A 20,676-nucleotide genomic window follows, 5' to 3' on the forward strand; every position below is an offset into this window, starting at 1 on the left:
CCGTTCTCTGATTCCGGTGCCAGGCTGCAACCGCGTTCACACATTCATGATTGTGCCACGATCTAATAGTTTTGTGAAAGTCTTACGCTGTGCGTCTTGCTTTGCGCCGGGCAAATGCCTTGGAAAACCAGATCCCGGCCAGCCCAATGGCGGTCGCCAGCACTGCGGAGTAGTTAATCAGGGAACGCAGCCACAGGTGCACCAGCGGGATCAGTGGGAAGAGTTGAGACACCAACAGCAACGCCAGGCCAACAAACAGCAGGGCCGATGCCGCACGCAGCAGCGCTGGGTAGCGGCCCACGATGGTCCGCCAGATGGCGGGCAGCAAACAGGCTGATACGTATCCAGGATAGAAGCGGCCCAGGGCCGCATAGGCCTCCATGGATGGTCCCCAGGTCAGCCCCGTCATTCCCGCCGTGGAACCGCGGGTGTCCGTGATGACAAAGAAAAACGTGGTCAATGCCACCGTGATTCCCAGGACTGCCAACCCCCAGGGGCCACGAATGGCCCGTTCCGCTGACGTGGAAGCGAAGCCCATGGCAATCTTGATGCCCATCAGCAGGAACGTACCGTACAGCAGGAACCGCAGGATCAGGTTGGTGACGTTAACTCCGCCGAGCAGGGCATCGATGGCAAGGTACGGGCCTTCGATGCTGAGGAGGATATCCAGGGTGATCAGCGCGAAAATGTAGAAAACTACCCGGTTCTCACCCCTGAGCAGGCTCGGAATCCGTGCGATGGTGATTGCCAGGCACACCAGCAAGGTTGCCCAAGGCAGGACAGCCGTCATCCGAGGTTCTCCCAAATTCGTTCAGTTCGTTCATGGTCTTGTTCTTGGCGGCGCAAGGTCTTGCCCAGCGCCTGAAGCCTCTCACCGGCGAGGGTCACCAGTTCGCCCAGGGTCATCCGGTCCAGGGCCTCCTGCCGCCCATTGGGGGACCAGCCGGCCTCGGCCTCTGTGAGCAGCCCACCAGCAACCAGCCCGCCCGCTGGCCCGACGCCGGCAGCCCGCGACGTTGCGATGGCCAGCTCTGGAGGAAGCCTGTTGGCGGTCAGGTGGGCGGAGAAGTTCTGTGGTGCGATGCCGGTGGCTTCGCTGACCCGGTGCCGCAACTCGCCGTCGTCGATTGCATCCACCCAGTTGCGCACCGCGGTGGGGTGCGGTGTTGGCGACAGTCCTGCGACAGAGACGGATCCCGGTTCACTGCGTTCCACTACCGCGCGCAGCAAATCCATGGTCGCAATCTGGCTCACCAGTTCATCAGGCGTGGGCGGGACGGGATCGCCCCGAAGATCTGCATAGAGGTCAAAAGTGGCCAGGGCTTGTACAGGACTGATGTGATAGCCCCGGCTAATGCTGACCAGCGTTGACTCTGCCACCTTGCCGCGGACCAGCTGTTGGGCCAGCGTTGTCCGTTTTATCCCGGAAATCCTGCAGACGTCCGCTGTGCTGGCGTTGGGTGCAACGCCGTGAAGCCAGCGTTGGAACGCCTTGGACGGTAAGGGCATGGAGGGCTTTCTGGGGTATTTCAAACGGGCAAGTCCGGGCCGATCCAAAAAGGAGCCGGAGCGAAGGTACGGATTGATTTTACGCCGACGCCACATTGAATTATGCTTGATGCTTGAACCCGTTGGTCCGTACACCCCCCAAGTCCGGACCAGCGGGTTTTTCCATGCCCATGGGAATCACGGGCAGTGTGGCTGCGTTTCGTAGGTGAACCCGCGCTTGTTTTACCGCGCTGGTGATGTAGACGCGAGCGCCTGATGGCGCTGCGAGAGGAATAGAGAATGACTGCAACACTGGTGGCCAAGGATCTTTCCGGTGGTCATGGCCACCGCACGCTCTTTTCGAAGCTTTCCCTCACCGTTGCTCCCGGTGATGTGGTGGGCGTGGTGGGCGCGAATGGCGCTGGCAAATCCACGCTTCTGCGCATCCTCTCCGGCGTGGACCAGCCGCAGGAGGGGACCGTCAATCTGGCTCCGTCGGACGCCTTTGTTGGCTGGCTGCCCCAGGAACATGAGCGCACCGCAGGCGAAACCATCGCAGCCTACATTGCGCGCCGCACTGGTTGTGCCCAGGCCACTGCGGAGATGGAAGCCACGGCCGAGGCCCTTGGTTCCGGGGCTCCCGGAACGGATGACGCATACTCCTTGGCTTTTGACCGCTGGATGGCATCCGGTGCTGCAGACCTGGAGGACCGGATTCCTGCTGTACTGGCGGATCTTGGCCTTGAGCTTGGCACCGATGCCCTCATGACAGGCCTCTCCGGCGGGCAGGCTGCCCGGGTTGCTTTGGGAGCCCTGCTGCTCAGCCGCTTCGATGTTGTCCTTCTTGATGAACCCACCAACGACCTGGACCTCGATGGCCTGGCCCGGCTGGAGGCTTTCGTACAGGGCCTGCGCGGGGGAGTGGTTCTGGTTTCCCACGACCGTGAGTTCCTGGCGCGCTGCGTCACTACCGTGGTGGAACTGGACCTCGCCCAGAATTCCGTGGCTGTCTACGACGGCGGCTACGAAGCGTTCCTCGAAGAACGTGCCGTCGCCAAGCGCCACGCCCGCGAACGCTATGAAGAGTTCGCCAACACCAAAGCCGATCTTGTGTCCCGTGCACGCACGCAGCGCGAGTGGAGCTCCCAGGGCGTCCGCAATGCGATGAAGAAGAACCCTGACAACGACAAAATCCGGAGGGCCGCGAGTACCGAGTCGTCCGAAAAGCAGGCACAGAAGGTCCGCCAGATGGAGTCGCGCATCGCCCGCCTCACCGAGGTGGAGGAGCCGCGCAAGGAATGGCAACTGCAGTTCAGCATCGGCCAGGCACCCCGCTCAAGTGCCGTCGTCGCCACCCTTCGTGACGTAGTGGTCCGCCAAGGCGACTTCACGCTGGGGCCGGTCAACCTGCAGCTCAACGGCGGTGAGCGCATCGGAATCACCGGGCCCAACGGCGCCGGTAAGTCCACTCTCCTGCGCTTGCTGCTGGGCACCCGGAAGCCCGACGACGGCGAGGCCTCCATGGGTGCGTCTGTCGCCATCGGCGAAATCGACCAAGCCCGCGGACTGCTCGACGGCGGACGGCAGCTTGGCGACGCCGTCGAAGCCGTGTTGGTGGACTGGAACAGTGCGGACGTCCGCACGCTGCTGGCCAAGTTCGGCCTCAAAGCCGACCACACTTCGCGGACCGTTGATTCGTTGTCTCCGGGAGAGCGAACCCGTGCTGCGCTGGCCCTCCTGCAGGCCCGGGGCGTGAACCTGTTGGTGCTTGACGAGCCCACCAATCACCTTGACCTCCCTGCGATCGAGCAACTGGAAGAGGCGCTGGAAAGCTACGAAGGTGCGCTCCTCCTCGTCACTCACGACCGCCGCTTGCTGGAAAACGTGCGGCTCGATTCGCGTTGGCACCTGGAAAACGGCCGTGTCCAGGAGCTTCACCACATCCCCGGCCAGGAGAAGTAACCATGAGCATGGATGGCGTTGCCTGGAGCTCGCTGCACAAGATAACGCGTGCCCAGAGCGGCTCGCAACCCTTCTCGAAGGAGACGCTGAAACGTGTCCTGGGCTTTGCCGCACCCCACAAGGGCAAACTCATAGCCTTCGTTATTGCCTCGATCGCAGGCGCCTTCCTCGCCGTCGCCACGCCCGTGCTTGCCGGGCAAGTGGTTGACGCCATCATTGCCAAGGCAGATGTGGGAACAGTGATCTGGCTGGCCGTCCTCATTGCGATTGTGGCTGTTGGCGAGGCTGGAGTCGGACTGGTGACCCGATGGTTGTCCTCCACCATCGGCGAGGGCGTCATCGTGGACCTCCGGACGCGCGTGTTCGACCACGTGCAGCGCATGCCCGTCGCTTTCTTCACCCGGACACGCACCGGCGCATTGGTCAGCCGCTTGAACAACGACGTCATCGGGGCGCAGTCAGCCTTCGCCGGTACCTTGTCCGGCGTGGTGAGCAACGTGGTGGCGCTCGCCTTGACTCTGATCGTCATGCTCAACACGTCCTGGCTGGTCACCGTTCTGGCCATGGTGTTGCTGCCAATCTTCCTCATACCTGCCCGGCGCATGGGCTCCAAGCTGGCAGACCTCCGACGCGAGGCAGCCGCGCACAACGCTGCCATGGGTACGCAGATGACCGAAAGGTTCTCCGCTCCCGGCGCCACATTGGTAAAACTCTTCGGCAGGCCGGACGAGGAATCCCGGGAGTTTGCTGCCCGGGCCGGCCGCGTACGCGATATCGGCATCCGCACCGCCATGCTGCAGTTCACCTTCGTCACTGCGCTGACTTTGGTCTCGGCCTTGGCCCTGGCCCTCGTTTACGGATTGGGCGGCTGGCTTGCCCTTGGTGGCCAACTGGCACCAGGCGACGTAGTTGTCCTGGCCCTTCTCCTGACGCGTCTCTACGCGCCGCTTACCGCGCTTTCCAACGCGCGCGTGGAAATCATGAGCGCACTCGTCAGCTTCGAGCGGGTCTTCGAGATCCTGGACCTGCAGCCGCTCATCACGGAAAAGCCGGACGCCGTAGCCGTTCCGTCCGGACCCGTGGCCGTGGAATTCCACGACGTCCGCTTTTCGTACCCGTCGGCGGACAAGGTGTCCCTCGCTTCCTTGGAAGACGTGTCCACCCTGGACACACGCGGCGGCGAGGAAGTGCTGCATGGTGTCAGCTTCCGCGTTGAGCCGGGACAGACGGTGGCCTTGGTGGGCTCGTCCGGCGCAGGAAAGTCCACGGTGGCCCAACTCTTGTCCCGCCTGTACGACGTCGACTCCGGAGCGGTGCGCCTTGGTGGGCGCGGGCCTGGCACCGGCGTGGACGTCCGGGACCTTCAGTTTGACTCCCTGCGCGACGCACTGGGCATGGTGACCCAGGATGGCCATCTGTTCCACGAAACCATTGCATCCAACCTGCGCCTCGCCCGGCCCGATGCCACGGAAGAGGACATGTGGGAGGTGCTCCGGCGGGCACGCCTGGAACCCATGATCCGGTCCCTTCCCGATGGCCTTGAGACAGTTGTAGGGGAGCGCGGCTACCGGCTCTCCGGTGGCGAACGGCAAAGGCTCACCATCGCCCGCTTGCTCATCAAGCAGCCGCGCGTCGTGATTCTGGATGAGGCAACCGCCGCGTTGGACTCCACCAATGAAGCCGCCGTCCAGGCGGCCTTGGGGGAAGCGCTCGAGGGGCGTACCGCCGTCGTGATTGCCCACAGGTTGTCCACGATCCGTGCGGCAGACGTGATCCTGGTGGTAGAGGACGGCAGGATCGTGGAGCGCGGCACTCACACGGAGTTGCTTGTTGCCGACGGCCGCTACGCCGAGTTGTACCGGACCCAGTTCGCGGAAGCCACGGCGGTGGCCGAGGAAGCTGTCCCGGAGCCCAACTAAGTCGCATTTGTGCGCGTTTTGAGGGCTCAAAACGCGCACAAATGCGACCTACTTGGGTGACCTCCTACTTAGGCGAGGCGAGCGCAGGGAGAACGTGGTCCGTCAGCAGGGGTGCGAGGTCCTCGGGTAACGGTGCTGCGAGGTCCAGCCAACGGATCTCTGCGATCTCGGCCGAAGGGTGTGCTTCCCAGGTTCCAGGAGCCGTGAAGACTGTGGCCTCGATGTTGGTTGCGGCCTCGTTGGCAGCCACTGCGAGCCAAGCGCCCAGGGGTTCGAGGTCCTCCGGGGCTACCTCGATGCCTACTTCCTCGAACAATTCCCTGGCTGCAGCTTCCGCGGCGGATTCACCGGCCTCGGGTTTGCCGCCTGGATGCATGAATTTGTCCGTGCCCCGTTTGCGGACGGTCAGGAGCCGGCCCTCCTTGTTGTAAACGCACACGGCGCTGACCACGATCACATCAGTAACGCTCACGCTTGCCTCCCGGCTTTGATTCGAACCAGATGCGATTCCAGCAGCAGATCCTTTGCGGGACCGCGGACATCCCACGTGAAACTGAATGCATCCGGCCCCTCCCAGGTGTAGTTCACGTAGTAGTCGTCGGGGTCGCACCAGTGTTTGTCCTGGTTGGCCTGCTCCGCGAAGCTCATCACATGGAAGAGCCGGCCGTCGGGGAAGAAAACGTCCATGGAATCCAGTTGAGGTCCTGGCTTGAGGAGATATTCGCGGAATGCGGCGCCCGTGTGGGTGGGCCAGTGCATGGTTCCGTCCTCGCGGTACTGGAGGCCGCCGTCGGGCCCTTCCGTGTAACGCACGACGCCGGTAAAGGTTCCGCGGGTGCCGGAGGCCCGGTCCAGGAGAGTCCGCTCCACATTCCACGCGCCAGCCAAATAGCCGCGCAAGTCCTGTGGGGGCTGCTGGTGGTTCAAGTGCCCTCGATTGGAATCGAACCAACGACACCGGCTTTAGGAGAGCCGTGCTCTATCCACTGAGCTACGAGGGCCTGCGTGTCCATCGCCCGGAGTCCCGTTACGGAGCTCCATGGCCGGACACGACTACAAGCATACAAGCTGCCGGGCCGGTGCCCGAACACGGCTAGGCTGGCGGTCATGAGAGGGCATGCGACACCACCGGAAACCACCGGCACATTCCTTCCGGATGTCCGCGCAACACGGGCAAACATTGGCGGCTGGGCCCAGTTGAGCGTGGTCCAGTATTTCGTTGCCGAGGCTGCCGTTATCGAGGCCTGGGCCGGTCCGGAGCCCTACAGCAGAGCTACCGGGTTCATCAGCGACCTCGGTGCTGCCTCGTGCGGCGTCTACGAGGACCGGGCCGTCTGCTCACCACTCCATGTGCTGATGAACGCCTCGTTTGTTGTCCAGGGCCTTGCATTGATCCTTGGTGCGGTGTTCCTGACCGCAGGGCTTTTGTGCGTGGCAGCGCGTCCGGGCGTGCATGCCCAGCGCTTCCACGCCACCACGGCCGACGAAGAACCCCGGACCAGGGTCTTGGCCAAGCCCTGGATCATGGCTGTGGCCATCCGAATACTCACGGGTGTTTCGGGCGGCGGGACGGTAATCGTTGGCCTGGTGCCAGAGGATGTCGGCTCCCCATGGCATTTCGCGGGCGCCCTGATGTTCTTCATTGGTGGTGGCTTCGCATTGCTGCTGCTAGGCATCCTCTGGTTCCGGCAGACCCCGATGAGCTGGTTCATCGCAGCCTGTGGCTCCTTGTGTATCGGAGCGCTCATCGTTGGGGGGATCACGGGAATGGAAGTGCCCCAGCCCGGAACACTGGAACGGCTGATGGGCTACCCCGTGACCATCGGCCTGGCTGTTGCCGGCTTGGTCATCGCCCAACGGGTGCGCACCGTGCGGAAAGCCGCGAAGAGAAAATCCGCCCGGGGGGCCTAGTCTTGATGTGTGAGCACCAAGGACTAGACCCTTGATCGCACAACATAGGTGCCCTGCGCCTAAACAATGACCCGCTGGCCGGCGGGTCAATTGTTTTAACGGAGGGGTGGGCGGTTGGCCCACTGGGATAACACTATCGTTTTTATTTCGTCCGCTTCGTCCAGCCTTGCGCATCCGACGTTAGGGGTCCGTGGCGTTGAACGGGTGCACCATCGGTACTCCGGGACTATTCTGGCGCTATGACGACGGCGCGTGGTCCGCTCGGCGGGGACCGGGGACTTCTGCCTGACCTCGCTGGCCGGCGCGAGCTGATTGGGGGTTGGGCCGCGATCACCCTCATCCACTATTTCGTTGTGGAAGCCACGGCGATGGCTGTGTGGCAAGGCAATCCAGGTTATGACCGGCGTGCCCACGTCATCAGTGACCTTGGCGCTGCCCACTGTGGTCCCTTTAACGGTTACGAGGTGTGCTCGCCGCTTAATTGGCTGATGAATGCCTCGTTCGTGCTCCAAGGGGTTGCCATGGTGCTCGGGGCAGTGCTGCTGAGCTCGGCTGTCCTCTCTGTGGCGGCTGAACCGGGCGCCCGGGTGATCCGGCCAAGGATGGCATCACCAGCCGCGGCATTTCCTTGGATTGCAGCGTGGGGAGTCAGGGCACTGATCCTCGTTGCGGGCATAGGCCAGGCGATGGTTGGCTTGATCCCCGAAGACACTGACCTCGCGCTGCATCTGACCGGTGCGGGGCTGTACTTCATCGCCGGACCGCTGTCCTTGGTGATACTTGGCCTAGTGTGGCGGGGGCATACGCAGATGTCGTGGATAGTGCTGTTGTTCGGAGTAGTTTCCCTGGGAGCAACCATCTACGTCCTTGCGGTGCAGTTGCGCGTCGAGGAGCCCGGCGCCATCGAGCGCACCATGGCATATCCGATCATCCTGGGGTTGTCCTTGGTGGGCCTGGTAGTGGCTCACCGCGTCACAAGGGAACGGAAAGCTGTCAGGGCTGTTTTGCGTTCTTCAATCCCAGGAACACCGCCGCCGCACCGCACAGCAGGCTGATGAGGAACAGTACCCACGACGCAATGGTGAGGGTGGACGCCAGGGCAACCGAACCGGCGTCGGGCGTTTCCATAGCCAGCATCGAATCGATGGCGACGTTGGACCACAAGTGGGCCACCGCAAACAGCAGGGGAGCGGCCCACATTGCCCAGCGCCACGCTTTGCGCGCAACGTTGGTGCCGATCAGCAGGAGCCAACTGAAGCCGAAGATCAGTGGAAAGAGCGTGCCCGCAGTCTTATGGACGTAGTTCAGCTGGCCCCGGGCGGCCTCGTCCATCGCGGCGCGAAGCTGGGCGACGTAGTCCTGGGAGAACCCACCGATCAGCGAATCCGGCATGGCCAGGCCACCTGAAAGCTGCGTCATCTGGTTCAGCGTGAGCAGGTGCAGGTACCAGAACAGGAACAGGCTGGCCACAACTCCCGCGATGACGATCAGCTTGGAGTTGCTCTGCGCCTTCTCGGGGGTCCTCCGCGTGGTGGGATTGATCACGGACGGGAGGGAGTGTTCGGGGACCACTGCCTTGGCTCCGTGCTTCTTGATGCGCTGCGCTGGTGTCTTGGCCATGTCATTCATTATCCCGCCACATAAGCTGGGACCATGACCACCGGCAGGCACACCGCAACTGAACTCGATCCGTCACTTGATGACTACCAATTGGCCAGCGCACTGGTCCGCGAGGCAGGCCAACTGGCGCTGCTCATGCGGATGGGCGGACTACAGGGTACGCGCAAGACGTCCGTGTCCGACGTCGTCACGGCAGCCGATCACGCGGCCGAGGCTTACGTCCTGGAACAATTGCGACGCTGCCGGCCGGAAGATGGGATCCTGGGCGAGGAAGGCGCTTCTGTTGCCGGCACGAGTGGCCGGACCTGGGTGATCGATCCGGTGGATGGAACATACAACTTCCTTCACGGCTCCACGTACTGGTGCTCGGCCATTGCCCTTAAGCGCGACGACTCAGATCGCGGCGGCAACCGGGTTGCGGACCCGGACGTGTTGCTTGGGGCTATCTACCAGCCCGAACTGGACAAGCTCTGGCTGGGCGGCGAGGAGCATCCGGCCAGCCTGAACGGCGAACGCATTTCAGGTTCCGGAGACCTCTCCGTGGGCCAAATCTGCGCGGCAACCTACATCCACCCCACCTGGTTGGCGGACCCACGAACTGCCATGCCCTGGCATGCCGCTGCTGTCTCCGCTGCAGCGCTTCGAATGTTTGGTTCGGGCTCGTGCGACCTCGGCCGGGTGGCCGATGGCGAGCTCGGCTGCTGGTTCCAGCACAGCTGCCCGGAGTGGGACTGGCTTCCCGGCAAGGCGATCGTCCGCGCTGCAGGCGGGGACACCGCCGTCGTGCAGGTCAACGGCCTTAACTGGTTCATCGCAGGAGGCCCGACGGCGGTCCGCGAGCTGAGTGGCGCCCTCACCTCTGTACCGCAGTTTGCGTAGTTTTTGATCGCCTGGGCGGGGCTGACTTTGGGGTGGCCCTTGAGTGTCAGAGGCACCGCCTAGACTGGTAGTCACCATGGATATGTTGTTCGACCCCTACGCAGACGGCCCCTTCAACGCAGGCTCCAAAGCCGCAACCAAGGCTGCCCCGGAGCTTTCGCACGCGGGCGGCGGTGCTTCCCGTGCCCGGTTCGGCGAGGGCAGCGGTGGGTCCAGCAGCGGCACAAACGAAAGTCCTGCTTCCGGCGCCTGGGGTCATCAGGAGGCAGGCAGGCTGCCATCCGCCGACGCCCTCCTCCAAGGCTTGAACCCGCAGCAGGAAGAAGCCGTGAAGCACGCCGGCAGTCCGTTGCTGATCGTTGCGGGCGCGGGCTCGGGCAAGACCCGCGTCCTGAGTAACAGGATCGCCTACCTTATTGCCACCAAGCGTGCGCACCACGGCGAAATTCTGGCCATCACCTTTACCAACAAGGCCGCTGCGGAGATGCGCGAACGTATCGAGGCCTTGGTAGGTGGCAGAGCCAAGAGCATGTGGATCTCCACGTTCCACTCCTCCTGTGTGCGCATCCTGCGCCGCGAGGCTGCCAACGTGGGCTTGAACTCGAACTTCTCCATTTACGACTCCGCGGATTCCCTGCGCCTGATCACCCTTGTGTCCAAGAACCTGGACCTTGATCCCAAGAAGTTCCCGCCCAAGGCCATCCAGCACAAGATTTCCGCACTCAAGAACGAGCTAATCGACGCCGACTCCTACGTCTCCTCGGCAAACCACAATGACCCCTTCGAGCAAGCCGTGGCAGAGGTGTTCAAGGGCTACACCCAGCGCCTGCGCCAAGCCAATGCCATGGACTTCGATGACCTCATCGCGGAAACCGTCTACATGTTCCGCGCATTCCCCGCGCTCGCTGAGTCTTACCGCCGTCGCTTCCGGCACGTGCTGGTCGATGAGTACCAGGACACCAACCACGCCCAGTACGCGTTGGTCAGAGAGATCGTTGGCCTGGGAACCGATACCGACGTCGAACCCAGCGAACTCACTGTGGTGGGAGATTCCGATCAGTCCATCTACGCTTTCCGTGGTGCGGACATCCGCAACATCGTGGAGTTCGAGGCCGATTACCCCAACGCGCGCACCATCAAACTCGAGCAAAACTACCGCTCCACGCAGAACATCCTTACCGCCGCCAACTCCGTAATTTCCCGGAACCCCAACCGCCAGGAAAAGCGGTTGTGGACGGCAGAGGGAGACGGCGAGAAGATCGTGGGCTACGTCGGGGAGAACGAGCACGACGAAGCCCAGTTCATTGCCAAGGAAATCGACCGGCTTCAGGACGAGGAAGGGCTGCGTCCTGGCGATGTCGCCATCTTCTATCGCACCAACGCCCAGTCACGGTCCATTGAAGACGTGCTGGTCCGGGTAGGCCTGCCCTACAAGGTTGTGGGCGGCACGCGGTTCTACGAGCGCAAGGAAATCAAGGACGCCCTGGCGTACTTGCGCGTTCTGGTAAACCCTGACGACGACGTCAACCTCCGCCGGGTTCTCAATGAACCCAAGCGAGGGATTGGCGACCGCGCAGAGGGTGCCGTGGCTGCCTTGGCTGAACGCGATCGAACGTCCTTTATGGCCGCGGCCCGCCGTGCCGACCAAGCGCCCGGCATGGCAACACGTTCTGTGAACGCAGTCCTGGGCTTTGTGAAGCTGCTGGATGACCTCGCTGAGGTGGCTTCCGGATCCGGTGCTGCCGCTGCCTTGGAGGCAGTGCTCGAGCAGACCGGATATCTTGCCGGCCTGCGCGCCAGCAACGATCCCCAGGACGAGTCCCGCGTGGAGAACCTCGCCGAATTGGTGGCCGTAGTCCGCGAGTATGAACGCGACAACCCGGACGGTTCGCTGGGCGAGTTCCTGGAGCAGGTTTCCCTGGTGGCCGACGCCGACCAAATTCCTGATGCTCCCGGCGGGGATATTGACGCCGCGGTGGCCGAAGCCAAGCGCATGGGCGTTGTCACGCTCATGACGTTGCACACGGCCAAAGGCCTGGAGTTTCCGGTGGTCTTCCTGACCGGCATGGAGCACGGTATCTTCCCGCATCAGCGCTCGGCCACGGATCCCAAGGAACTGGCCGAGGAACGCCGACTGGCCTACGTGGGCCTCACCCGCGCACGCAAACGGCTCTATGTCACGCGCTCCGAAGTCCGCAGCATGTGGGGCCAAAGCCAGTACAACCCCGCCAGCCAGTTCCTGGAGGAGATTCCCGCCGAGTTGGTGGACTGGAAACGTGAGGGCATGAGCCGGCAAGCGGCAGGGGGCGGTTGGGGTAATGCTCCCATCGGCTCCAACCGTTACGGCGGCTCTTTCTGGGGCGCAGGCACCTCACGTGGGGTTGCCGCCAGCCCAACCGCCGGTTTCGACGCCGACGTCCCGGCCGCCGTCGCACGCAACCGGGTGCAGCCGCAAAAGGAAGTCATTTCCGTGGTGGTGGGGGACAAGGTCAACCACACAAGCTTCGGCAACGGCGTTGTGCTGGGAGTCGAGGGCTCGGGCGACAAGACCGTCGCAAAGGTGAAGTTCGACGTCGGTGAGAAGCGCCTGCTATTGCGCTACGCGCCGTTGACCAAAATCGATGCCTGACGCATAACGGCATAATTGGTGGCATGCGACGGACTGTATTGGGGATTCTTGCCGCTTTGCTCATGGTGTTAGCCTCGGGCTGCTCGTTCTCCACGAAGGACCCTGACTACGTTCCGCCGGCGCCGTTGCCTCCGCTGGAACAGCTCAAGCAGGTCCCGGTTACCGAGCAGACCACCTTGGCCGCCGGCGAGGACGTCACCGCATTTGTGACGCCGGACCGCAACATCGTGTGTGCCATGACCTCTTCCAGGGGCGGTCACCTCAACGTTCCGTACGAGCCGAACTCGTATTCTGATGCGGCCAACAACAAGTTTGCCGTGGTGCCTGTGGTGCACTGCGAATTGGCGAAGTACGCCAAACCTGAGCTAACCGACGTCGCAGACGACTGCGCCGGAACGGGCCTGGGTTATCTCGGCGGCACGGTTCTCCTGACGCCGGACAAGGCTGTCTACGGCTCATGTCGTTCCGGCGTAACACAAATGGAGTCTGAGTTCGGGCCCAAAGGCAGCCGGAGCGGCCCCATTTCCAAGCTGCGCGAGTTGGCCGACGGGCAGAACATCGAGCGCAACGGCCTTCGGTGTTCCGCCTATAACGACGGCGTTGCCTGCGGAAATGTCTCCGGTGGAGTGGCGTTCTTTGTCAGCCGGGCGGGCTACCAGCTGATTTCCGACGGCGGGAAAACGGTCAGCGGGAACCTGGAACCGGCGTCGTGATCGCCGTCGAGCAGACGACGAACGGCCAAAAAAACCGCGTGATTCTGCGGCTTTTCTACAGCCGATAGAAGTGTAAGGTTACTCACTTAACAGGTAGTGTGTAGCTGGCGGGACTCCTCAAAGGGCTAAAGTTCCGAGAGGACCTTACGCAATGTGACCGGCTTCAATCCTGGTTGTTACCGCGTACTTTCCGCAGCTGGCTATCGCGGTCATCGCGGTTCCCGGCTGAACAGAAAACTACTTCGACGTAGAAGGACACTAAACCGTGGACCTGTTTGAATATCAGGCGCGCGATATGTTCGAAGCGCACGGTGTACCCGTGCTCGCCGGCATCGTGGCGCACACTCCTGAAGAAGCAAAGGCAGCTGCCGAGAAGATCGGCGGCGTTACTGTCGTAAAGGCACAGGTTAAGGTTGGTGGCCGCGGCAAGGCTGGCGGCGTCAAGGTTGCCAAGACTGCCGACGAGGCGCTTGAGCACTCCACCAACATCCTGGGCATGGACATCAAGGGCCACACCGTCAACAAGGTGATGATCGCCCAGGGTGCGGACATCGCCGAGGAATTCTACTTCTCGGTCCTCCTGGACCGCGCCAACCGCAACTACCTGGCCATGTGCTCGGTTGAAGGCGGAATGGAAATTGAGCAGCTGGCTGTTGAGCGTCCCGAGGCCCTGGCCAAGATCGCCATCGATCCCGCTGTGGGCATTGACCAGGCCAAGGCTGACGAGATCGTCGCAGCCGCAGGCTTCGCTGAAGAACTGCGCGGCAAAGTGGCCGACGTCATTCTGAAGCTCTGGGACGTTTTCAAGAAGGAAGACGCAACCCTGGTTGAGGTCAACCCGCTGGTCCGCACCGGCGCAGGCGACATCATTGCCCTCGACGGCAAGGTCACCCTCGACGAAAACGCCGACTTCCGCCACGTGCACCACGCACTGCTCGAGGACAAGGAGTCAGCTGACCCGCTCGAGGCCAAGGCCAAGGCGCAGGACCTCAACTACGTCAAGCTGGACGGCGAAGTAGGCATCATCGGCAATGGCGCCGGTCTTGTGATGTCCACCCTGGACGTCGTTGCCTACGCTGGTGAAAACCACGGCAACGTCAAGCCCGCCAACTTCCTGGACATCGGTGGTGGAGCTTCTGCTGAGGTCATGGCCAACGGCCTGGACGTCATCCTGGGTGACTCCCAGGTCAAGAGCGTTTTCGTCAACGTCTTCGGTGGCATCACCGCTTGTGACGCTGTGGCAAAGGGCATCGTGGGTGCCCTTGCTGAGCTCGGATCCGCTGCGAACAAGCCGCTGGTCGTTCGCCTCGACGGCAACAACGTCGAGGAAGGCCGCCGCATCCTGACCGAGGCCAACCACCCGCTGGTTACCCTGGCCGCCACCATGGACGAGGGCGCCGACAAGGCCGCCGAGCTCGCCAACGCAGCTAAGTAAAGGGACGCGAGAATGTCTATCTACCTCAACAAAGACTCCAAGGTCATCGTTCAGGGCATCACCGGCGGCGAAGGCACCAAGCACACCGCACTGATGCTCAAGGCCGGCACCAACATTGTTGGTGGCGTCAACGCCCGCAAGGCCGGCACCACGGTCCTGCACGGCGACAAGGAAATCACCGTCTTTGGCACCGTCAAGGAAGCCATCGCTGAAACCGGCGCCGACGTCTCCATCGTCTTCGTTCCGCCGGCATTCACCAAGGACGCCGTGGTTGAAGCCATCGAAGCCGGTATCGGCCTCGTTGTAGTCATCACTGAAGGCGTTCCGGTTCAGGACTCCGCCGAGTTCTGGGCACTCGCCCAGTCCAAGGTTGACGCCGAGGGCAACCAGGTCACCCGCATCATCGGACCGAACTGCCCCGGCATCATCACCCCGGGCGAAGCCCTGGTTGGCATCACCCCGGCAAACATCACGGGCAAGGGCCCCATCGGCCTCGTGTCCAAGTCCGGTACCCTGACCTACCAGATGATGTACGAACTCCGCGACCTCGGCTTCTCCACCGCCATCGGCATTGGTGGCGACCCCATCATCGGCACCACGCACATCGACGCCCTGGCTGCGTTCGAAGCTGACCCGGAGACCAAGGCAATCGTCATGATCGGCGAAATCGGTGGTGACGCTGAAGAGCGTGCTGCTGACTTCATCAAGGCCAACGTCACCAAGCCGGTTGTTGGCTACGTTGCAGGCTTCACCGCTCCTGAGGGCAAGACCATGGGCCACGCCGGTGCCATCGTCTCCGGCTCCGCAGGAACCGCGCAGGCCAAGAAGGAAGCTCTCGAAGCTGCAGGCGTGAAGGTCGGCAAGACGCCGTCCGAAACCGCTAAGCTGCTGCGCGAAGTTTTCGCAACGCTCTAGTACCCAAAGCAACGCGGGGTCACTTACGGCCCATTCCCGAGTGTGGAATGGGCTCAAAGTGACCCCGCGTTGCTGTTTAAGGCAAGCACGACGGCGGCCCCTCACCTTTCCGATCGAAGGTGCGGGGTCGCCGTCGTGCTTTAACGCGCGTTGCGGGACCCTGTACCTTCACAGCCTTTCTTTGTTAGTATGTCAGGACAAACTACTTTGAAGGAGTGCGAGATGCCATTGGTAAGAGTCGACGTCAATCAGGGCCGGCCGGCGGAGGAGTTGGCCGCCATCAGCCGGGCCATCCACAATGCAATCGTCTCTGAGTATGAAATCCCTGAACGGGACTACTTCCACATCATCACCGAGCACCCGAATGGGCAGATTGTGGCCCAAGACGCCGGACTGGGTTTTGAGCGCAGCTCAGGGGTGGTCATGATCCAGATCTTCACGCAGGGTGGACGAAGCCAGGTGGCCAAGAGCTCACTCTTTGAAGCCATTACCGAAGGGCTTGGCGAGCTTGGCGTCAAGGGCGAGGACGTCTTCATTGGCTACATGGAGAACTCGCCCGGCGACTGGTCTTTCGGCTTCGGGCGCAGTCAGTATGTCACTGGAGAATTGGCCATCCCGCGCAAGTAGATGCAGTCCGTGTCATGTTGTAAATATGTCAGTACAAACCTTTGACAGGACATGAAATGTGGTGCAAAGTAGTCATGTGGCCCCGCTCACTGAAGGGGTGGCAAGGCGTTGGGGCCCAGCGCTCAAAGGTTCAGAGTTCACAAGAGAAAGGTCAACGATCATCGTGACCCACGAACTGCTTACGATCGGGCGCATCAGCGTTGATATCTACCCGAACGATATTGGGGTGGACCTGGAGGACGTGACGTCCTTCGGCAAGTATTTGGGAGGCTCGCCTTCCAATGTGGCCGTCGCTGCTGCGCGCCACGGCCGCCGTGCCGGTGTCATTACCCGGACCGGCGATGACGCGTTCGGGAACTACCTGCACGGGGAACTGCACAAGTTCAATGTTGATGATTCCTTTGTCTCCCCCGTGAAGGAGTACCCGACGGCGGTGACTTTCTGCGCGATCAAGCCGCCGGAAGATTTCCCTCTGTACTTCTATGGACGGTTTCCCACGGCGCCGGACCCGCAGATCAAAGCCGAAGAGTTGGATCTGGATGCCATTAGGGACGCGGGCATTTTCTGGTCCACGGTGACCGGCCTCTGCCAGGAACCCAGCCGCAGCGCGCACATCGCAGCTCACGAAGCCCGTCCCCGGACTGGTTTGAAGGAAGGCCAATTCACCATCCTGGACCTGGATTACCGGCCGATGTTCTGGGATTCGGAAGAGGAAGCCCGCACGCAAGTTGCCCGGATCCTTCCGCACGTTACGGTTGCGATCGGCAACGACAAGGAATGCGCTGTAGCAGTGGGGGAGGGTACGCCCGACGAACAGGCGGACCGGCTGCTGGCCGCCGGCGTCGAGATCGCCGTGGTGAAGCTCGGCCCGGAAGGCGTCATGGCCAAGACCCGCACCGAGCGGGTCGTCTCGGCCCCTGTGCCGGTGGAAACCGTCAACGGCCTGGGTGCCGGGGACTCCTTCGGCGGGGCTTTCTGCCATGGGCTGCTGTCCGGCTGGAGCCTGTCCGAGGTTCTGGATTACGCCAACGCTTCCGGCGCGATCGTTGCCTCCCGCGTGTCCTGCGCGGATGCGATGCCGACGCCGGATGAGGTCACCTCGCTGCTCGCGGAACGCGGCCGGCCCATCCCGGGAGCTTCCCCTGCCGCGGCCCCTGCGCCCGCAGCACCAACGTTCGCAGAAGGAGCAGTCCGTTGAGCCTGAACGATGACCCCCGCCGCTATGAGCACTTGAGCCGCATCCGGCTCGAGGACCCGGAAGCCGTCGCACGCGCGGCTGCCACCCGTCGTCGCCACCCGGGGCTGAAGCACGGTGTCCAGAATTTCATTGTTGCGGCAGATCATCCGGCGCGCGGCGCCCTGTCCGTTGGGCCGGAGCCGATGGCGATGGCCGATCGCCGGGACCTTCTGGACCGGCTGCAGATCGCCCTCGCCAACCCGGCCGTGGATGGCATCCTTGCCTCACCGGACATCATGGATGACCTGCTTCTGCTGGGTGCTTTGGACGGCAAACTCATCTTCGGCTCGATGAACCGTGGTGGCCTGGCTGGTCTGGTCAATGAGTTCGATGACCGGTTCACCGGACACACAGCTGCCGCGTTACAGGCACTCGGTGCCGATGGCGGCAAGATGCTCACGCGGATCTGCCTGGGTGACCCGGACACGGTGGCCACGCTTGAAGCGACCGCCAAGGCCATCGATTCGTTGGCCGAACGTAAGCTCATCGCCATGGTGGAGCCATTCCTCTCGGTGCGTGACGCACATGGCAAGGTCCGCAACGATCTCCGCGCGGACGCCGTGATCAAGTCCGTCGGCATCGCCGAGGGCCTGGGTTCCACCAGCGCCTACACCTGGATGAAACTGCCGGTGGTGGCGGACATGGAGCGCGTCATGGCCTCCACCACGCTTCCTACCGTGCTGTTGGGTGGTGACCCTGACGGCTCCCAAGACGAGGTCTTCGCCAGTTGGCAGGCCGCCCTCGCGCTGCCGGGCGTCCGCGGCCTCACGGTGGGCCGCACGCTTTTGTACCCGCACGACGGCGATGTGGCGGGTGCCGTCGCGACGGCCGCCTCGCTGCTGAACAACGCTGGACCTGCGACCGGGTCCGCGACCGGGCCTGCTGCGGGGGAGCCCGCCTCGTCTGACCGTATTCCAGTAAAAGTATCGGAGTAGCCCCGCCATGCGGACCTCAACAGGAACAGCAACCCGTCGGATGACCGTGGCCCAGGCCGTGGTCGAGTTCCTTTCCAAGCAGTACACGGTGGATTCCATCGGTGGCCAGGAGTACCGTGAGCGCCTGCTTCCGGGCATGTTCGGTATCTTCGGGCACGGCAACGTTGCCGGCGTTGGTCAGGCTTTGAAGCAGTACCAGGCGGCGGACCCGTCCATCATGCCGTACTACCAAGGCCGCAATGAGCAGGCCCAGGCGCACCAGGCTGTTGGCTATGCACGGCACACCCGCCGGCGCCAGACGTTCGCGATCAGCACGTCCATTGGTCCGGGTTCCTCGAACCTGCTGACCGGTGCCGCCCTGGCTACAACGAACCGGCTGCCGGTGCTGCTGCTGCCGAGCGACACGTTCGCCACCCGTGCAGCGGACCCGGTGTTGCAGCAGTTGGAACTGCCGTATGCGTACGACATCACGGTCAATGATGCCTTCCGTCCGCTCTCGAAGTTCTTTGACCGGGTCTCCCGCCCGGAGCAGTTGTTCTCGGCGTTCCACCACGGCCTGCGTGTCCTGACGGACCCGGCCGAGACGGGCGCGGTGACGATTTCGCTGCCGCAGGACGTCCAAGCCGAAGCTCTCGACGTTCCGGAAGAGTTCCTGGCCGAGCGTGACTGGCGGATCCGCCGTCCGGAGGCCGAGGACGAGGACATCCGCCGCGCAGTGGAGGCCATCCGTGCCGCCAAGCGCCCGCTAATCATCGCCGGCGGCGGCGTGCTCTACGCCTACGCCAACGAGCAACTCGCCGCCTTTGCCGAGCTCACCGGCATTCCGGTGGGCAACACCCAGGCTGGCGTCGGTGTCCTCCCGTGGGATCACAAGCATTCCCTGGGTGCTATCGGTTCCACGGGCACGACGGCGGCCAACGCCATCGCGGCCGAGGCGGACCTGGTCATCGGGATTGGCACCCGCTACGAAGACTTCACCACCGCGTCCCGCACCGCGTTCCAGAACCCGGACGTGAAGTTCGTGAACATCAACGTCGCCCCGATCGATGCCTACAAACACGGCACCACCATCCCGGTGGTCGCTGATGCCCGCAAGGCCCTGGTGAAACTGAACCAGGCGCTGGGCGGTTATCGTGTGGGTGCTGACCTTGAAGAGAAGGTCGCGGCGGAGAAGAAGCGCTGGAACGCGATCGTGGATGAGGCGTTCGAGACCCGTTTCACGCCGTTGCCGGCCCAGAACGAGATCATCGGAGCCACGAACAAGGCCATGGATGACCAGGACGTGGTCATCTGCGCCGCGGGTTCCCTGCCCGGGGACCTGCACAAAATGTGGCGGGTCCGTGACCCGTTCGGCTACCACGTGGAATATGCCTATTCCTGCATGGGCTACGAAATCCCGGGCGGGCTGGGCGTGAAACGCGCAGCACTGGCCGAAGCCGCTGCCGGCGGTCCCAACAGGGACGTCGTGGTGATGGTGGGGGACGGTTCCTACCTGATGATGCATACCGAACTGGTCACCGCCGTCGCCGAACGCATCAAACTGATCGTGGTCCTGATCCAGAACCACGGCTACGCCTCCATCGGTTCACTGTCCGAGTCGCTCGGCTCCCAGCGTTTCGGTACGCAGTACCGGGTCCTGGACAAGGAACAGCACAGTTTCGACGCCGGCGAGCACCTTCCCATCGACCTCGCCACCAACGCCGAGTCCCTGGGCGCGAAGGTCATCCGGATCGAACCGGGGGAGAACGTCATCGAATCCCTCGGTGCTGCCATCAAGGAAGCCAAAGCCGCACCGGAAAACGGCCCGATCGTCATCCACGTCGAGTCAGATCCTCTGCTGGATGCACCCAGCTCGGAATCCTGGTGGGACGTTCCCGTCTCCCAGGTCTCGGACCTCGAATCCACCCAGCAGGCCTACGAGACGTATACCGACCACAAGAACCGCCAGCGCAAGCTGCTCGGCTAACCCCAGACACCCGCCACACGAGCTAGAAGACGAGGAAGTCCGCATATGTCGACGACGACCACACTGACCACCATTAACCACTTCATCAACGGCGCCGAAACCGCCGGCGAAGGCGACCGCACCCAGCCCGTGTACAACCCTGCCACCGGGCAGGTCACGGCGGAGTTGCGCCTGGCGAGCGAGGCCGACTTGGACGCTGCTGTTGCAGCGGCCCGTAAGGCAGCTGATTCCTGGGGTGATATTTCTCTGGCCAAGCGCACGGGCGTGTTGTTCAAGTTCCGTGAACTGGTCGCCGCGCACGTGGACGAGTTGGCCGAGTTGATCACGGCCGAGCACGGCAAGGTCCTCTCCGACGCGAAGGGTGAGATCGGCCGTGGTCTGGAAGTGATCGAGTTCGCCTGCGGCATCCCGTCCCTGCTCAAGGGTGACTACTCGGACCA

At 62.9% G+C, this 20,676-nt stretch carries 19 protein-coding genes and 1 tRNA gene; 14 read left to right on the plus strand and 6 right to left on the minus strand.

Annotation, left to right across the window (positions count from 1 at the left end; all coding sequences use genetic code 11):
* Window positions 1-82: 82 nt before the first annotated feature.
* A complete protein-coding gene (locus ACFX4T_RS23175; RefSeq protein WP_216926056.1) occupies window positions 83-790 on the minus strand; it encodes a hypothetical protein in 708 nt (235 codons plus the stop codon).
* On the minus strand, window positions 787-1,509 hold the full coding sequence (locus tag ACFX4T_RS23180; protein ID WP_216926057.1) for a hypothetical protein: 723 nt from the start codon (window positions 1,507-1,509) through the stop codon (window positions 787-789). The genes ACFX4T_RS23175 and ACFX4T_RS23180 overlap by 4 nt, the downstream gene beginning before the upstream one ends.
* Before the next feature lie 279 nt (window positions 1,510-1,788).
* On the opposite strand from ACFX4T_RS23180, the gene ACFX4T_RS23185 reads away from it, so the two are divergent.
* Both ACFX4T_RS23185 and ACFX4T_RS23190 read left to right on the plus strand, forming a co-directional pair.
* Complete coding sequence (locus ACFX4T_RS23185) at window positions 1,789-3,450, plus strand: ABC-F family ATP-binding cassette domain-containing protein (RefSeq protein WP_216926058.1); 1,662 nt, start codon at window positions 1,789-1,791, stop codon at window positions 3,448-3,450.
* 2 nt (window positions 3,451-3,452) lie between these two features.
* Window positions 3,453-5,369, plus strand: a complete 1,917-nt coding sequence (locus ACFX4T_RS23190) for an ABC transporter ATP-binding protein (protein WP_216926059.1) — start codon at window positions 3,453-3,455, stop codon at window positions 5,367-5,369.
* Window positions 5,370-5,433: 64 nt separating this feature from the next.
* Here ACFX4T_RS23190 and ACFX4T_RS23195 read toward each other — a convergent pair whose 3' ends face one another.
* The 3 genes from ACFX4T_RS23195 to ACFX4T_RS23205 all read right to left on the minus strand — a co-directional run bounded on the left by ACFX4T_RS23195 (window position 5,434) and on the right by ACFX4T_RS23205 (window position 6,370).
* Window positions 5,434-5,841 (minus strand): NUDIX domain-containing protein, encoded by a 408-nt coding sequence (locus tag ACFX4T_RS23195; protein ID WP_377654479.1) that lies wholly within the window; start codon window positions 5,839-5,841, stop codon window positions 5,434-5,436.
* Window positions 5,838-6,296 carry a DUF6314 family protein gene (locus ACFX4T_RS23200; RefSeq protein WP_377654481.1) on the minus strand — a complete coding sequence of 153 codons (459 nt, stop codon included), beginning with the start codon at window positions 6,294-6,296 and terminating at the stop codon, window positions 5,838-5,840. Before ACFX4T_RS23200 ends, ACFX4T_RS23195 begins: the two co-directional genes overlap by 4 nt.
* Window position 6,297: 1 nt before the next feature.
* Window positions 6,298-6,370 (minus strand) — tRNA-Arg (locus ACFX4T_RS23205).
* A 106-nt stretch (window positions 6,371-6,476) separates the two neighbouring features.
* Here ACFX4T_RS23205 and ACFX4T_RS23210 point away from each other — a divergent pair.
* The gene (locus tag ACFX4T_RS23210; protein ID WP_377654483.1) at window positions 6,477-7,280 is read left to right on the plus strand and encodes a hypothetical protein; all 804 of its coding nucleotides are present in this window, start codon (window positions 6,477-6,479) and stop codon (window positions 7,278-7,280) included.
* A 239-nt stretch (window positions 7,281-7,519) separates the two neighbouring features.
* Entirely contained in the window at window positions 7,520-8,335 is an 816-nt protein-coding gene (locus ACFX4T_RS23215; RefSeq protein ID WP_377654485.1) for a hypothetical protein, read from the plus strand.
* On the opposite strand, the gene ACFX4T_RS23220 is transcribed toward ACFX4T_RS23215, so the two are convergent.
* Entirely contained in the window at window positions 8,274-8,900 is a 627-nt protein-coding gene (locus ACFX4T_RS23220; protein ID WP_216926063.1) for a hypothetical protein, read from the minus strand. The genes ACFX4T_RS23215 and ACFX4T_RS23220 overlap by 62 nt on opposite strands.
* A gap of 33 nt (window positions 8,901-8,933) precedes the next feature.
* Between ACFX4T_RS23220 and ACFX4T_RS23225 the strand changes: the two genes are divergently transcribed.
* The 10 genes from ACFX4T_RS23225 to ACFX4T_RS23270 all read left to right on the plus strand — a co-directional run.
* Window positions 8,934-9,779, plus strand: a complete 846-nt coding sequence (locus ACFX4T_RS23225; RefSeq protein ID WP_377654487.1) for an inositol monophosphatase family protein — start codon at window positions 8,934-8,936, stop codon at window positions 9,777-9,779.
* A 76-nt stretch (window positions 9,780-9,855) separates the two neighbouring features.
* Entirely contained in the window at window positions 9,856-12,408 is a 2,553-nt protein-coding gene (gene pcrA, locus ACFX4T_RS23230; RefSeq protein WP_377654489.1) for a DNA helicase PcrA, read from the plus strand.
* A 23-nt stretch (window positions 12,409-12,431) separates the two neighbouring features.
* Window positions 12,432-13,121, plus strand: a complete 690-nt coding sequence (locus ACFX4T_RS23235) for a hypothetical protein (protein WP_377654491.1) — start codon at window positions 12,432-12,434, stop codon at window positions 13,119-13,121.
* Between the two features lie 265 nt (window positions 13,122-13,386).
* Window positions 13,387-14,556 (plus strand): ADP-forming succinate--CoA ligase subunit beta, encoded by a 1,170-nt coding sequence (sucC, locus tag ACFX4T_RS23240; protein WP_216926067.1) that lies wholly within the window; start codon window positions 13,387-13,389, stop codon window positions 14,554-14,556.
* 12 nt (window positions 14,557-14,568) lie between these two features.
* A complete protein-coding gene (sucD, locus tag ACFX4T_RS23245) occupies window positions 14,569-15,471 on the plus strand; it encodes a succinate--CoA ligase subunit alpha (RefSeq protein WP_216926068.1) in 903 nt (300 codons plus the stop codon).
* A 222-nt stretch (window positions 15,472-15,693) separates the two neighbouring features.
* Entirely contained in the window at window positions 15,694-16,098 is a 405-nt protein-coding gene (locus tag ACFX4T_RS23250; protein ID WP_377654494.1) for a tautomerase family protein, read from the plus strand.
* A gap of 163 nt (window positions 16,099-16,261) precedes the next feature.
* Entirely contained in the window at window positions 16,262-17,296 is a 1,035-nt protein-coding gene (iolC, locus tag ACFX4T_RS23255) for a 5-dehydro-2-deoxygluconokinase (RefSeq protein WP_377654496.1), read from the plus strand.
* Window positions 17,293-18,270, plus strand: a complete 978-nt coding sequence (locus tag ACFX4T_RS23260; RefSeq protein ID WP_223948112.1) for a deoxyribose-phosphate aldolase — start codon at window positions 17,293-17,295, stop codon at window positions 18,268-18,270. Before iolC ends, ACFX4T_RS23260 begins: the two co-directional genes overlap by 4 nt.
* A 40-nt stretch (window positions 18,271-18,310) precedes the next feature.
* The gene (gene iolD / locus ACFX4T_RS23265) at window positions 18,311-20,236 is read left to right on the plus strand and encodes a 3D-(3,5/4)-trihydroxycyclohexane-1,2-dione acylhydrolase (decyclizing) (protein ID WP_377654505.1); all 1,926 of its coding nucleotides are present in this window, start codon (window positions 18,311-18,313) and stop codon (window positions 20,234-20,236) included.
* Between the two features lie 45 nt (window positions 20,237-20,281).
* On the plus strand, window positions 20,282-20,676 hold a 395-nt coding region (locus tag ACFX4T_RS23270; RefSeq protein ID WP_377654498.1), incomplete at its 3' end, for an aldehyde dehydrogenase family protein.

It is taken from the genome of Paenarthrobacter sp. YIM B13468, from assembly GCF_042788025.1.
Lineage (GTDB): Bacteria > Actinomycetota > Actinomycetes > Actinomycetales > Micrococcaceae > Arthrobacter > Arthrobacter aromaticivorans.